Here is a 14,535-nt window from a genome sequence, read left to right as displayed (position 1 = left end):
ACTTACCGGATTAGGAGAGACGCGGCTCTGGGCCGCGTCGGAGGAAGGCGCCCGCCGGTGGCGGGCGCGGGGTTCAGGGCAGGGCGTAGGCCATCACGTAGTCGCCGCGGTCCGGCGACTGGCGGGCGCCGCCGGCGGTGACCACGATGTACTGCTTGCCGGTCCTGGGCGAGACGTAGGTCATCGGGCCGCCCTGGCTGCCCACGGGCAGGCGGGCCTTCCAGATTTCCTTGCCGTTGCCGCTGTCGTAGGCGCGCAGGTAGAAGTCCTGGGTGCCGGCGATGAACACCAGGCCGCCCTGGGTGGACAGGGTGCCGCCGAGGGTCGGCAGGCCGATGGGGATCGGCAGGTGCATGCGGATGCCCAGCGGGCCGGTGTCCTCGACCGTGCCCACCGGCACCTGCCAGGCGACCTTGCGGGTCTTCAGGTCGATGGCGCTGAGGGTGCCGAAGGGCGGCGCCTGGCAGGGGATGCCGGCCACCGAGAGGAAGCGGTTCTTGTTCACCGCGTAGGGCGTGCCCTTGAGCGGCACCGCGCCCATGCCGGTGTTCAGCGACTCGCCGCCGGAAGCGGCCTGGCCCTTGTTGGCCGAGGGGATCATCTGCACCCACAGGCCCAGGCGCATGTCGTTGACGAAGATGAAGCCGTGCACCGGGTCGGTGGAGATGCTGCCCCAGTTCATGCCGCCCAGGGAGCCGGGGAAGCTCAGCGAGAGGTCGGTGCCCGGCGCGGTGTAGAGGCCGTCGTAGCGCATCTTCTTGAAGTCGATGCGGCACAGCAGCTGGTCGTACGGGGTGGCGCCCCACATGTCCGACTCGGTGAGGGTCTGCGCGCCTATCTGCGGCATGCCTACAGACTTCGGCTGCGTCGGCGAGTAGGGCTCGTTGGGGATGTTGGCGGCTTTGACCGGCACTTCGTCGACCTGGGTCAGCGGCTTGCCGGTGGCGCGGTCGAGCACGTAGATCTGCCCGGCCTTGGTGCCGATCACCACGGCTGGCACGCTCTTGCCGTCGGCTACGGGGAAGTCCACCAGGCTCGGCTGCATGGGCAGGTCGAAGTCCCAGAGGTCGTTGTGCACGGTCTGGAACACCCACTTCTCGGCGCCGGTGGTGGCGTCCACGGCGAGGATCGAGGCACCGTAGGTGTGGTCGAGCTTCGTGCGCTCCACGCCGTAGATGTCGGTGGAGGAGCTGCCCATGGGCAGGAACACGGTGTTCATCGCCGCGTCGTAGGACATCGGCGCCCAGCTGTTGGGGGTGCTGCGCACGTAGGTGCTGCCCGGCGCCGGGGCCTGCTTGTCCTGCGGGTTGCCTGGGTCGAAGGCCCAGCGCATCTGCCCGCTGATGACGTCGAAGCCGCGGATCACGCCGCCGGGCATGTCGGTCTGGACGTTGTCCGCCACGCGGCCGCCGACCACTACGGTGGTGCCGGCCATCAGCGGCGCGGAGCTGAGCTGGTAGTAGGAGTCGGGCACGTCGCCCAGGCCGGCCTTGAGGTCCACCTGGCCGTCGTTGCCGAAGCCCTGGCAGAAGGCGCCGGTGTCGGCGTCCACGGCGATCAGGCGGGCGTCGATGGTGTTGGTCAGCAGGCGGCGCTGGCAGTTGGCGCCGGCCGGCACGCTGACGGTGGTGACCGGCGTGCTGTTGGGCTGGGTGGGCTGGGCGACGGTCTTGGTCGCGTCGAAGTAGGCCAGGCCGCGGCAGCGCTGCCAGACCTTGGACTGCGCGTTGATCTGGTTCTTCCACAACTGCTTGCCGGTGTCGGCGTCCAGCGCGATCAGGTCGTTGTGCGGGGTGCAGATGAACACCTTGTCGCCGACCTGCAGCGGGGTGAGCTGGTCCTCGGCGCCGTTGCCGTCGCTCTCGGCCACGTCACCGGTGTGGTAGGTCCAGGCCACCTCGAGCTTGTCGACGTTGCCGCGGTTGATCTGGTCCAGCGCGGCGAAGCGGCTGCCGCCCTCGGTGTTGCCGTAGTGGGCCCAGTCCTTCTGCGCGTGGGCCGGGTCCACCGGCGTCAGCCCTGGGCCGTCGCCTGTGGGGGCGACGCTGGGGTGGGCGACGAACATGTTGCCGGCGGCCACCGCCAGCAGCACGGCGAGCACCGCGGCCACGCCATAGGCGCCGCGCCCGGCGACGCCGCCGGAGGCGCGCACCAGCATGGGGTAGATCAGCGCCACCGCCAGGCCGATGGCGCCGAACATGAACAGCCGCGAGAACAGCGGCCAGAACGCCAGCCCGGCGTCGGCCAGGGCCCAGAGGGCGGTGCCCGCCAGGAAGGCGGCGAACAGCCAGGCGCCGGCCGGCTTGCGCAGCGCCAGCAGGACGCCGGACAGGGCCATGGCCAGGCCGCCGATGAGGAAGTACCAGGAACCGCCCAGGCTGGCCAGGCGGGCGCCGCCGGCGGCCAGGGCGAGGCCGAGGAGGGCGATGACCACCCCCAGGCCGACCAGAATGAAGGTGCTGGCGCCAGAGGCGCGCTGTGCTTGTCTCATGCCGGGAATCTCGCAGTGTGGGAGTGCGAATTATACCCTTAGCAAGCTAATTAACTAGATGGTTAATGGTGTTTTGTCCGATTTCCGACCAGGCGGTCGTGCTCAGCAGGCGATCACGTTCACCGCCAGGCCGCCCTTCGACGTCTCCTTGTACTTGTCCATCATGTCGCGGCCGGTGTCGCGCAGGGTGTCGATGGCCTTGTCCAGCGACACCAGGTGCTGGCCGTCGCCGCGCAGGGCCAGTTGGGCTGCGTTGATGGCCTTGAGCGAGGCCATGGCGTTGCGCTCGATGCAGGGCACCTGGACGAGTCCTGCGACCGGGTCGCAGGTCAGCCCGAGGTTGTGTTCCAGGCCGATTTCGGCGGCGTTCTCCACCTGTTCCAGGCTGCCGCCCAGCACTTCGGCCAGGCCCGCCGCGGCCATGGCGCAGGCCGAGCCGACCTCGCCCTGGCAGCCCACCTCGGCGCCGGAGATGGAGGCGTTGAGCTTGCACAGGATGCCGACGGCGGCAGCGGTCAGCAGGTAGCGCTCGATGGCGTCCATGGGCGCGTCGGCCTGGTAGTGGGCGTAGTAGTGCAGCACCGCCGGGACTATGCCGGCCGCGCCGTTGGTGGGGGCGGTGACCACGCGGCCGCCGGCGGCGTTTTCCTCGTTCACCGCCAGGGCCCAGAGGTCGACCCAGTCCATGGCGCCCAGGGTGCTGGCGATCAGGTTGCCGCTGCCGGCCTCGTTCAGCCGGCGGTAGAGCATGGGCGCGCGGCGGCGCACCCTGAGGCCGCCGGGCAGGGTGCCCTCGGTCTCCAGGCCGCGGCGCACGCAGGCCTGCATTTCCGCCCAGATGTGTGCAAGGCCGGCGTGGATCTGGTCCTCGCTGCGCAGGCTCAGCTCGTTCGCCCACATCAGGTCGCTGATGCGCCGGAAGCCGTGGGCATGGCACAGCCGCAGCAGTTCCTCGGCGCTGTGGAAGGGGTAGGGCATGGGGTTGTCGGGCAGGGCGCGGTCGGTGTTGAAGTCGGCCTCGTCGACCACGAAGCCGCCGCCCACCGAGTAGCAGGTGCGCTCGGCCAGCACGTGGCCGGCGGCGTCCAGGGCGCGCAGGCGCATGCCGTTGGGGTGGGCCGGCAGGCTGCCGTCGTGGAACACCAGGTCGCGGCCGGGGCTGAAGTCGATGACGTGCTCGCCGTCCAGGGCCAGGCTGTGTTCGGCGAAGATGGCGTCCACCAGCGGCGCCAGGGCGGCGGGGTCGGCGTCCGCCGGGTCGATGCCGAGCAGGCCGATCAGGCAGGCACGGTCGGTGGCGTGGCCCTTGCCGGTGGCGCTGAGCGAGCCGTAGAGGTTGACCTCGACGCGCGCCACGCGGGTCAGTTGGTCGGCCGTACGCAGGCGCTCGACGAACTCGCGGGTGGCGCGCATGGGGCCGACGGTGTGCGAGCTGGACGGGCCGACGCCGGGCTTGAACATGTCGAAGACGCTGAGGGTCATGGTTGTGGTCCTCCTGGGTTCAAGCATGGACCTGTTTGGGGGGGATTGCCGGGGGTTGTGGTGTGTGGGGTTAAGAGCGCCCTCTCCACAACCCTCTCCCTGAAGGGAGAGGGGGCTTGTCCTGAGTGGCCGGGGAGTCTGGAGTCATCCTGATACTGCTGGTCCCATCCTCGTCATTCCCGCGAACGCGGGAACCCAGTGCCTTGCACAGGGTTTCAGGGAGCTTGGTGATTGCGCTTCACGCCGAACGGTTCCCTCTCCCGCTTGCGGGGGAGGGTTAGGGAGGGGGAGCGGCGTGCAGGGTTGGCAGTGGAGTGTCGGCGAAGTCCCGTTGCCCTCACCCCAGCCCTCTCCCGGAGGGAGAGGGAGCCGTTCGGAGTGGATAGGGAATTTGGAGTTAGCCTGACACTCCTGGCCTCACCCTCGTCATTCCCGCGAACGCGGGAACCCAGTGCCTAGCACAGGGTTTCAGGGAGCTTGGTGATTGCGCTTCACGCCGAACGGTCCCCTCTCCCGCTTGCGGGGGAGGGTTAGGGAGGGGGAGCGGCGTACGGGGTTGGCAGTGGAGTGTCGGCGAAGTCCGTTGCCCTCACCCCAGCCCTCTCCCGGAGGGAGAGGGAGCCGTTCGGAGTGGGTGGGGAGTTTGGAGTCATCCTGATACTCCTGACCCCACCCTCGTCATTCCCGCGAACGCGGGAATCCAGTGCCTTGCACAGGGTTTCAGGGAGCTTCGTGGTTTCGCTTCACGCCGAACGCAGCGTCAGCCGGCAAGTTCATAGGGGCGCCCTACTTACCCCTGCGCCTGCAGAAACAACGAAAACAACTCCGACTGCGACTTGATCCCCAGCTTGCTGTACATGTGCTTGCGGTGCACCTTCACCGTCTCCGCCGAGATCGCCAGCTTGCGCGCTATCTCCTTGCTGGAGCAGCCGCTGAGCATCAGCCGGCCCACTTCCAGTTCGCGGGCCGTCAGCGGGGTTTCCAGGCGTTCCACGGTTTCTTCCAGGCGGCTCTGCCAGCGCGGCGCCGGTGGGGTGGCCTGCTCCAGCAGTTCGCGCTCGAAGGCCATGCGCTGGCGCATCAGGCCGGCCACCCAGGGGCGCAGCAGGTCGAGCAGGGCGGCCTGTTCGGCGTTGAAGCGGCCCTTGCTGCCCAGGGACAGGCACAGGGTGCGCTCGGCGTCGAGCTGCACGTTGAACTGCACCTCGTCGGCCACCACGTTGAGGCGGAAGTAGCGCTGGTAGTAGTCGGTCTGCTCGAAGCATTCCGGGGCCACGTCGGCCAGGCGCAGCAGGCCGCTGCCCGGGGCCTCGCGGCTGGCGATGTAGAAGGGGTCGAGCAGGTACAGGCCCTTGAGGTAGTCCTGGAACAGCGGGTCGGGGCCGCCGTCCTCGCCCGGGCATTCGGCGAACACCTGGGGGCGGCCGTTGCTGAAGAGCAGCGCCACCCAGCTGTCGAAAGGCACATACTCGTTCAGCAGGCGCACCAGGGCGAGCCAGAAGTTGGGCTTGTCCAGCGTCTCGATCAACTGCCCGACCGAGCGGTGCCAGGCGATGTCCTGCAGCGTAAGGTTCATGCCTCTACCCCTGTTGGGTTACCACGTGGGCGTAATTACCCGGGCGCGATGGCGAACTGCATACTCGGTGAATGCCTTGCACCGGCCCGGCGCGCATTCTGACCCTTTTGCGCCGGGCGGTCATGTTTCCCGCCAGGACGGCTGATCCATTCCGCGTGGCGAGCGAGCCCGCAACAGGAACGACAGGAGCTGCAATGAAGGTCGAACTCGTCCAACTGGCCGGCCGCGACGGCGACACCGCCTACAACCTCGGGCGTACCCTGGCGGCGATCCGCGCCTGCGCCGCGGATACCGACCTGGTGGTGTTCCCCGAGACCCAGCTGATGGGCTTCCCCACCGAGGACAACGTCGCCCGCCTGGCCGAGCCGCTGGACGGCCCCAGCGTGCGCGCCGTGCAGCAGGTTGCGCGGGAGCGCGACGTCGCCGTGGTGGTGGGCATCGCCGAGGCCGGCGACGACGGCCGCTTCTACAACACCACGCTGCTGGTCTCCCCCGAGGGCATCGCCCTGAAGTACCGCAAGACCCACCTGTGGGCCTCCGACCGCGGCATCTTCACCCCCGGCGACCGCTACGCCACCACGCTGTTCAAGGGCGTGCGGGTGGGCATCCTGATCTGCTTCGACATCGAGTTCCCGGAAAGCGCCCGCGCCCTCGGCCAGCTGGGCGCCGAGCTGATCCTGGTGACCAACGGCAACATGGACCCCTACGGCCCCACCCACCGCACCGCGATCACCGGCCGGGCCATGGAGAACCAGGCCTACGCGGTGATGGTGAACCGCGTCGGCGAAGGCGACGGCGGCCTGGTGTTCGCCGGCGGCAGCGCGGTGGTCGACCCCTTCGGCCAACTGCTCTGCGAGGCCGGCCGCGAGGAGTGCCGGATGCGCGTGGAACTGGACCTGGCGCGCCTGCAGCAGGCGCGCCGCGACTACAGCTACATCGCCGAGCGCCGCTTCGTGCTGCCCGGCGAGACGCGCGAGCACGCCGACGGCCTGCGCGAGCTGCTGATTCCGGGCTGAGCCCCGGAAGGCGCAGGGCCGCGCCAACGATCCAGCCAAGAAGTACCGGCGGGAGCGTGCCTCCCGCCTGCGTCTCCCGGGTGAGGGGAGGCGCCTTTGCACGCGTCGATTTCGACTCTGCCATAACAAACACAACTCGGAGTAAGCACTCAATGGCTCGACTCAAGCGCACCCTCTCGCTGGGTTCGGTGGTGCTGTTCGGCATCGCCTACATGACCCCCATCATCGTCCTCGGCACCTTCGGCATCCTCGCCGACACCACCGGCGGCGTGGTGCCCGCGGCCTACCTCGTGGCCTCGGTGGCTATGCTCTTCACCGCGCTCAGCTACGGGCGCATGGCCGCCGCCTTCCCGGTGGCCGGCTCGGCCTACACCTACGTGCGCAAGTCCATCAGCCCCAAGCTGGGCTTCCTCGCCGGCTGGGGCGTGCTGCTGGACTACCTGTTCCTGCCCATGGCCATCTGGCTGATCGGCGCGGCCTACCTGCACTCGGCCTTCCCGGCGGTGCCCCAGGCGCTGTGGGTGCTGGCCTTCATCGGCGTGACCACCGGCATCAACGTCATCGGCCTGCGCCTGGCGAAGAACGTCAACAGCGTGCTGATGCTGGTGCAGTTCCTGGTGCTGGCGGCCTTCGTGCTGCTGGCGGTGCACTACGTGCTGGGTGACGCCAGCAAGCCGCTGTGGTCGCTGGAACCCTTCTTCAAGGAGGGCGTGCAGCTGCCGCTGATCATGAGCGGCGCGGCCATCGCCTGCTATTCGTTCCTGGGCTTCGACGCGGTCAGCACCCTGACCGAGGAAACCCACGAGCCGCGCAAGAACATCCCGCGCGCCATCCTGCTGATCACCCTGATCGGCGGCTTCATCTTCATCGCCGCCAGCTACTTCGTGCAGCTCGCGCACCCGTCCACCGAGTTCCAGAACGCCGACTCGGCGGCCTACGAGATCGCCCGCAACATCGGCGGTGACCTCTTCGTCAGCCTCTTCCTCATCGGCCTGATCGTCGGCCAGTTCACCTCCGGCCTGTCGGCCCAGGCCAGCGCCTCGCGCCTGCTGTTCGCCATGGGCCGCGACGGCGTGCTGCCCAAGGCTTTCTTCGGCACCCTCAGCGAGCGCTTCGGCACCCCGGTGGGCAGCATCGTGCTGTGCGGCGTGGTCGCGCTGCTGGCTCTGGAGATGGACGTGACCACTTCCACCTCGTTCATCAACTTCGGCGCCTTCCTGGCCTTCAGCCTGGTCAACCTGTCGGTGATCTTCCACTACTGGATCGCCCGCGGCGAACGCGGCCTGCGCGGCGCGGTGCTGTTCCTGGCCTTCCCGCTGATCGGCCTGGTCGCCGACCTCTGGCTGATGGCCAGCCTCGACCACCTGGCCATCTACCTGGGCCTGGCCTGGCTCACCGCCGGGGTGCTGTACCTGGCCGTGCTCACCGGCGGCTTCCGTCAGCAGCCGCCGGAGATGCACTTCGAGGAGGCCTGACTCAGGCCGGGTGCGGGCCGGCGGGCAACGGCCGGCCGCGCTCGGGGGCGCCGGGCTCCTCCGCCGGCGCGGCGCCCGCGGCCAGTTCGCGGGCGTCGGCGCGTTCGGCGCTGGACAGCTCGCCGGCCCGGAAGCCGGTGATGCGCAGCAGCGCCAGGGTGCAGGCCAGCGAGACCAGGGCGTAGAGCCCAGAGGCGATGGCCACGCCGACGATGCTGCCGGTGCCGTTGAGGATCCACTGCGCCAGCACCGGCGTGCCGCCGCCCACCAGCAGCGAGCACAGCTGGTAGGCCAGCGACAGCCCGGTGTAGCGCACCCGCGCGGGGAAGGCGCGGGCGAGGATGCCGCCCACCGCGCCGTAGAACATCGCGTGCGGCACCGTGGCCAGGCACATGCCCACGGCGGCTATCCAGTAGACCTTGGTTTCCACGGCGAAGAACATCGCCGGCATCAGGATGAACTCCGGCAGCACCATCAGGCACGCCGCTTTGCGCATGTCGATGCGCGAGGCCAGCAGCGCGCCGAACGGCTGGCTGAAGAACTGCACCACCAGGGCGATGACGATGATGCTGAGGAAGGTGCCCTGGCTGTAGCCGAGGGTCTTGGTGGCCCAGGACAGGGCGAAGGTGCTCTTGAAGTAGGTGACGTGGATGATCGGCAGCACCCCGGCGCCGAGCAGCACGATCAGCCAGTGCTCGCGCAGCACTTCCACCAGCGGCAGCTTCACGGTCTTCTTCTGTTGCAGCAGGCGCTTCATGTCCTCGGATTCCTCCAGCTTCAGGCGGATGATCATGCCGACGATCACCAGCGCCGCGGAGATCAGGAACGGGATGCGCCAGCCCCAGAGGATGAAGTCCGGCATGGGCAGGGCGCTGAGGGCGAAGAACACCAGGGTCGCCAGCAGGTTGCCGGTGGGCGAGCCCTGCTGGGCGAAGGCGGCGTAGAGGATGCCCTTGCCCTTGGGCGCGCTTTCGCTGGCGATGAGGATGGCGCCGCCCCATTCGCCGCCCACGGCGACGCCCTGGATCACCCGCAATGCCACCAGGGCGACGGGCGCCCACAGGCCGATGTGCGCGTAGACCGGCAGCAGGCCGATGCAGGTGGTGGCGATGCCCATCATGATCAGGGTGATCACCAGGGTGTTCTTGCGCCCGATCCGGTCGCCCAGGTGGCCGAAGATGATGCCGCCCAGCGGGCGGGCGACGAAGCCGGACCAGAGGGTGACGAAGGACAGCAGCGTGGCCAGGCCCGGGTCCATGTCGGCGGGGAAGAACACCTTGCCGAACACCAGGGCGGCGGCCAGGCCGTAGATGTAGAAGTCGTACCACTCGATGGTGGTGCCGATGAAGGAGGCGATGCCGGCCTTGCGGGCCTTGCGGTGCAGCGCTGCGTCTGCGGAGGAGGGCGTGCTGGGCATGGGCGGGTCCTGCTTATTGTTGTTGTTCTGGTCGCCGACGCGCAGGCCCCGCGCGCGCCCTCCGGGGGAGGGCGCGGGGTGGCGACTGGCGTGCGTCGGTGTTGCCCCGGGTTGGCTCGGAGTCTATGCGGCGCCCCTGCGGATCAATAGTTTTTTAATCTTATGGTGCGATAAGCGATTGCGTATCGACGCCCTCGTCCAGGCAGGCCTTGAGCGTGGCCAGGAAGGCCTGGGCCGCATGGGGCGCGTCCTGCGCGGCGAGGATGGCGTGGATTTCCGAGCGCGTGCCGCTCTGCTCGATCTCCAGGTAGCGCACCTGGTTCTTCCAGGCCAGGCACAGCGTCTGCGGCAGCAGGGCCACGCCCATGCCCAGGCCGACCATGGCCGCGATGGTCTGCCACAGCCGCGCCTCGTGGCGGATGTGCGGGCTGAAGCCGGCGTCCACGCAGCGGGCAATGATCAGGTCGTGGTAGTGCGGCGACAGGCTGCGCGGGAAGAGGATGAAACCCTCGTCGCGCAGCTCGGCGAGGTCGATGCGCGCCCGCCCGGCCAGGCGGTGGCCGGCCGGTACGCAGCAGAGGAAGGGGTCGGCGACCAGGCATTCGGAGGCGATCCCGGCCGGCAGCCTGGCCCAGTGCACGAAGCCGATGTCGATCTGCCCGCGTTGCAGCGCCAGGGCCTGTTCCGAGGTGTTCATCTCCATCAGCACCACCTCCATGTTCGGCTGCTCCGCCTCGAAGCGCGCCATGGCCCGCGGCAGGCCGCGGTAGAGCATGGAGTTGACGAAGCCCACGCGCAGCTGGCCCACCGCGCCCTCGGCGGAGAGCAGCGTCAGGCGCTTCACCTTCTCGGCCTGCAGCAACAGGCTGCGTGCCTCGTCGAGCAGCACCTGGCCGGCGTTGGTCAGCTTCACCGACTTGTTGTTGCGCACCAGCAGCTGGATGCCCAGTTGCTCCTCCAGCTTCTTGATGTCGAAGCTCAGCGCCGGCTGGGAGATGAACAGGCGCGCGGCGGCGCGGCCGAAATGCAGCTCCTCGGCGACGGCGATGAAGTAGCGCAGTTGCTTGAGGTCCATGGCAGGGCACCCGGGTTTCTACGATTTGTTTTTCTTATCGTGGATGATTTTTATTGTATTGGATACTTATCGTCACGCACTCCTAGTCTCGGCGCCAGAACAAGACCTGGAGACGCGCCATGACCGCCATGCCTGAAGTCCGCCCCGAAGACGCCCTGAACATCCCCGACAGCCGCGGCATCAACCTGTATGCCTGCGACCCCTCGCTGCAGCGCCTGCTGGAGGTGTACCTGCCGCCGGAGGTGCTGGCGCAGTGGCGCGACACCCTCGAACGCCTCGGCGCCCGCGCCGGCGACGAACTGGACGTGCTGGCCCTGTCGGCCGACAGGAACCCGCCGCTGCTGGCGCCGCGCACCCGCCGCGGCGAGGACCTGCAGAGCATCCGCAAGCACCCGGACTACGTCGCCCTCGAGCGCGTGGCCTATTCGGAACTCGGCCTGGCTTCCATGAGCCACCGCCCGGACGGCGCGCTGCCGCTGGTGAAATACGCGCTCACCTATCTGTTCGTGCAGGCCGAGTTCGGTCTGTGCTGCCCGGTCAGCATGACCGACTCGCTGACCCGCACCCTGCGCAAGTTCGGCGCGCCGGAGCTGGTGGAGCGCTACCTGCCATCGCTGGCTTCGCGGGACTTCGACACGTTGTTCCAGGGCGCCATGTTCATGACCGAACAGGCCGCCGGCTCCGACGTCGCCCGCACCCGCACCCTGGCGCGGCAGCAGGATGGGGAGTGGAAGCTGTACGGCGACAAGTGGTTCTGCTCCAACCCCGACGCCGACCTGGCCATGGTCCTGGCCCGCCCCGAAGGCGCGCCCGAGGGCATGAAGGGCGTGACCCTGTTCCTGCTGCCCAAGCACCGCCCGGACGGCTCGCGCAACGCCTACCGCATCCTGCGCCTGAAGGACAAGCTGGGCAGCCGCTCCATGGCCAGCGGCGAAATCTGCCTGGAAGGCGCCACCGCCTACCTGATCGGCGAGGTCGGCCGCGGCTTCCAGCAGATGGCCGACATGGTCAACATGTCGCGCCTGTCCAACGGCGTGCGCGCCGCCGGCCTGATGCGCCGGGCGCTCAGCGAGGCGCTGTTCATCGCCCGCCACCGCCGTGCCTTCGGCAAGCACCTGATCGACATGCCGCTGATGCAGAAGCAACTGCTGAAGCTGATGCTGCCGGCCGAGCAGGCGCGTTCCATGTTCATGCAGATCGCCACCCTGCTGCCGCGCGCCGACGCCGGCGACGCCGCGGCACAGAAGTGCGTGCGCATCCTCACTCCGCTGATCAAGTTCCGCGCCTGCCGCGATGCCCGGCGCGTCACCGGCGACGCCATGGAGGTGCGCGGCGGGGTGGGCTACATCGAGGAATGGAGCGACGCGCGCCTGGTCCGCGACGCCCACCTGGGCTCCATCTGGGAAGGCACCAGCAACATTGTCGCGCTGGACATCGCCCGCGCCGTCACACGCGAACAGGCCCTGGAGCCGCTGCACCAGTACCTGCGCGGCCTGTTGGCCGAGAGCGGCCTGCCGGAGGCCAGCCGCGCCCGCTTCGAGGCGCTGCTGGAACGCAGCGTGGCGCTCATGGCCGACGTGGCCGAGGCGCGCCAGGACGAGCAGGTGCGCCAGGCCGGCAGCGCGCTCTACCACATCGCCAGCGCCATCTTCATGGCCTGGGAGGCCGGCCGCCAGGCCAGCGACCGCCGGCGCCTGGCCCTGGCCCACCTGGTGTTGCAGCACAAGCTGCTGCCGCGCGACCCGCTGGGCCTGCAAGCCGGGGCGCCGCTGCTGGCCCGGCTGCTCGACGAGGGCGAGATGAGCCTGGACGAAGCCATGCAGCTGCTGCCGGCCTGACTTCCCGCAACCGACAAGAATCGACAAAAGAGAGTTGCCATGAACCACGAGACCGGTGCCCTGCGTGGCCTGAAAGTCATCGATCTGAGCCGCGTGCTGGGCGGCCCCTACTGCTCCCAGGCCCTGGCCGACCACGGCGCGGAAGTGATCAAGCTGGAACCCCTGGGCGGCGACGAGACGCGCGGCTGGGGCCCGCCCTTCGAGGGTGATACCGCCGCCTACTTCCGTGGCGTCAACCGCAACAAGAAGGGCATCGCCGTCGACCTGTCCAAGCCCGAGGGCATCGAGTTGCTGCTGCAACTGCTGGAAGGCGCCGACGTGCTGATCGAGAACTTCAAGCCCGGCACCCTGGCACGTTGGGGCATCGGCTACGCCGAGGTGCTGAGCCCGCGTTTCCCGCGGCTGATCCACTGCGCGGTGTCCGGCTTCGGCGCCGACGGCCCGCTCGGCGGGCTGCCTGGCTACGACGCGGCGATCCAGGCCATGGCCGGGCTCATGAGCGTGAACGGCGAGGCCGAGGGCGGGCCGTTGCGCATCGGCCTGCCGATCGTCGACATGGTCACCGGGCTGAACGCCGTGGCCGGCATCCTGCTGGCGCTGCACGAGCGCGAACGCAGCGGGCGCGGGCAGTCGGTGGACATCGCCCTGTACGACTGCGGCATCTCGCTGCTGCACCCGCACCTGCCGAACTACTTCGCCTCCGGGCGCACGCCGCAGCGCACCGGCAACGCCCACCCGAACATCGCCCCCTACGACAGCTACCGCACCGGCGGCGAGCCGATCTTCCTCGCCGTGGGCAACGACCGCCAGTTCGCCAAGCTGTGCGAGTACCTGGGCGCCGGCGAACTGCTGGAAGACCCGCGCTTCGCCGACAACGGCCAGCGCTCGGTCAACCGCGAAGCGCTCAAGCAGGCGCTGGAGGGCCACCTGGCGACGCACGACGGCCGCGAGCTGGCCGAACGGCTGATCCGCCTGGGCGTGCCCTGCGGCGCCATCGCCACGGTGGACCGCGTGGTGGAGCACCCGCACACCGCGCATCGCGGCCTGGTGGTGCAACTGGGCGATTACCGCGGCATCGCCTCGCCGGTGAAGCTCTCGCGTACCCCGGCCAGCTACCGCAGCGCGCCGCCGGCCCTGGGCGGGAACACCCGCGAGGTGCTCGCGGAGCTGGGCCTGGCGCCGGAGACCATCGAGGCCCTGTACCGGCGCGGCATCGTCCGCGGCTGAGTCTTTCCGGCAGTTTTGCCCACGTGGGGGACCTGCGCCAGGCGATGGCGCCGTTCCGCTGCGAGCGGTCTATGCTTTTGGGCCGACCCGTCATCGGCAGAGGCAAGCACCATGAGCGACCGTCGCATCACCTTCTACCACTCCCCGCAAACCCGTTCCTCCGGCACCCTGGCGCTGCTGGAGGAACTGGGCGCCGACTACGACCTGCACCTGCTCAACATGCAGGCCGGCGAGCAGCGCCAGCCGGCCTACCTGGCGATCAACCCGATGGGCAAGGTCCCGGCCATCCGCCATGGCGAGGCGCTGGTGACCGAGCAGGGCGCCGTCTACATCTACCTCGCGGACCTGTACCCGGAAGCCGGACTGGCGCCGGCCATCGGCGACCCGCTGCGCGGGCCCTACCTGCGCTGGCTGGTGTTCTACGGCTCCAGCTTCGAACCGGCGGTGACCGACCGCTCCCTCGGCCGCGAGCCGGCACCCCAGGCGCGCAGCCCCTACGGCGATTTCGAGACGGTGATGAAGGTCATCGACGAGCAGTTGCAGAAGGGGCCCTACCTGCTCGGCGAACGCTTCACTGCGGCGGACGTGCTCTGGGGCTCGGCGCTGGCCTGGACCACGCACTTCGGCATAGTGCCGAAGACCCCGGCCATCGAGCGCTACATCGCGAAAGTCACCGCGCGGCCCTCCTTCGCCAAGATCGCCGAACGGGACGCGCAATGGCACGTGGAACACGCCGAGGTGGCGGGAAAGGTGTAGGAGCGGGCCCTGCCCGCGATTCGGCGGATAACGCCGTAGGCGTTATCCGCCCTACGGATTTCCAGAGAGCTTTGGGTGCTAGGCTCAAGAGCGCTCTCACCCCAGCCCTCTCCCGCAAGCGGGAGAGGGGGCTGTTCGGAGTCGCCGGAAACTCCAGAGTCATCCTGATACTCCCTTACTTC

The 14,535-nt window shown here is 69.0% G+C and carries 10 protein-coding genes; 5 read left to right on the top strand and 5 right to left on the bottom strand.

What is annotated here, in order from left to right; genetic code table 11:
* Nucleotides 1-73: 73 nt before the first annotated feature.
* The 3 genes from ACTWJ5_RS21335 to ACTWJ5_RS21325 all read right to left on the bottom strand — a co-directional run bounded on the left by ACTWJ5_RS21335 (nt 74) and on the right by ACTWJ5_RS21325 (nt 5,549).
* On the bottom strand, nt 74-2,491 hold the full coding sequence (locus ACTWJ5_RS21335) for a glucose/quinate/shikimate family membrane-bound PQQ-dependent dehydrogenase (RefSeq protein WP_444436493.1): 2,418 nt from the start codon (nt 2,489-2,491) through the stop codon (nt 74-76).
* 102 nt (nt 2,492-2,593) lie between these two features.
* On the bottom strand, nt 2,594-3,973 hold the full coding sequence (locus tag ACTWJ5_RS21330) for an L-serine ammonia-lyase (protein ID WP_444436492.1): 1,380 nt from the start codon (nt 3,971-3,973) through the stop codon (nt 2,594-2,596).
* A gap of 790 nt (nt 3,974-4,763) precedes the next feature.
* On the bottom strand, nt 4,764-5,549 hold the full coding sequence (locus tag ACTWJ5_RS21325) for a response regulator transcription factor (RefSeq protein WP_444436491.1): 786 nt from the start codon (nt 5,547-5,549) through the stop codon (nt 4,764-4,766).
* A 194-nt stretch (nt 5,550-5,743) separates the two neighbouring features.
* Between ACTWJ5_RS21325 and ACTWJ5_RS21320 the strand changes: the two genes are divergently transcribed.
* Complete coding sequence (locus ACTWJ5_RS21320) at nt 5,744-6,565, top strand: carbon-nitrogen hydrolase family protein (protein ID WP_444436490.1); 822 nt, start codon at nt 5,744-5,746, stop codon at nt 6,563-6,565.
* A 152-nt stretch (nt 6,566-6,717) separates the two neighbouring features.
* On the top strand, nt 6,718-8,040 hold the full coding sequence (locus ACTWJ5_RS21315) for an APC family permease (protein WP_043267009.1): 1,323 nt from the start codon (nt 6,718-6,720) through the stop codon (nt 8,038-8,040).
* A 1-nt stretch (nt 8,041) separates the two neighbouring features.
* Here the strand turns inward: ACTWJ5_RS21315 and ACTWJ5_RS21310 are convergent, their stop codons facing one another.
* Together ACTWJ5_RS21310 and ACTWJ5_RS21305 are read right to left on the bottom strand one after the other, a co-directional pair.
* The gene (locus ACTWJ5_RS21310) at nt 8,042-9,457 is read right to left on the bottom strand and encodes an MFS transporter (RefSeq protein ID WP_444436489.1); all 1,416 of its coding nucleotides are present in this window, start codon (nt 9,455-9,457) and stop codon (nt 8,042-8,044) included.
* Nucleotides 9,458-9,617: 160 nt separating this feature from the next.
* Nucleotides 9,618-10,532, bottom strand: coding sequence for a LysR substrate-binding domain-containing protein (locus ACTWJ5_RS21305; protein ID WP_444436488.1), 915 nt, complete (start codon nt 10,530-10,532; stop codon nt 9,618-9,620).
* A gap of 119 nt (nt 10,533-10,651) precedes the next feature.
* Here ACTWJ5_RS21305 and ACTWJ5_RS21300 point away from each other — a divergent pair, with 119 nt between their 5' ends.
* The 3 genes from ACTWJ5_RS21300 to ACTWJ5_RS21290 all read left to right on the top strand — a co-directional run bounded on the left by ACTWJ5_RS21300 (nt 10,652) and on the right by ACTWJ5_RS21290 (nt 14,353).
* Complete coding sequence (locus ACTWJ5_RS21300; protein WP_444436487.1) at nt 10,652-12,370, top strand: acyl-CoA dehydrogenase family protein; 1,719 nt, start codon at nt 10,652-10,654, stop codon at nt 12,368-12,370.
* Nucleotides 12,371-12,409: 39 nt separating this feature from the next.
* Nucleotides 12,410-13,597 (top strand): CaiB/BaiF CoA transferase family protein, encoded by a 1,188-nt coding sequence (locus ACTWJ5_RS21295; RefSeq protein ID WP_444436486.1) that lies wholly within the window; start codon nt 12,410-12,412, stop codon nt 13,595-13,597.
* A 111-nt stretch (nt 13,598-13,708) separates the two neighbouring features.
* Nucleotides 13,709-14,353 carry a glutathione S-transferase family protein gene (locus ACTWJ5_RS21290; RefSeq protein ID WP_444436485.1) on the top strand — a complete coding sequence of 215 codons (645 nt, stop codon included), beginning with the start codon at nt 13,709-13,711 and terminating at the stop codon, nt 14,351-14,353.
* Nucleotides 14,354-14,535 lie beyond the last annotated feature (182 nt).

The sequence above is a fragment of the Pseudomonas sp. A6 genome (assembly GCF_052367875.1).
In the GTDB taxonomy this organism is placed as follows: domain Bacteria; phylum Pseudomonadota; class Gammaproteobacteria; order Pseudomonadales; family Pseudomonadaceae; genus Pseudomonas; species Pseudomonas citronellolis.
The sequence above is the reverse complement of the archived record's forward strand: the minus strand, read 5'-3'. Positions and strand labels throughout refer to the sequence as shown.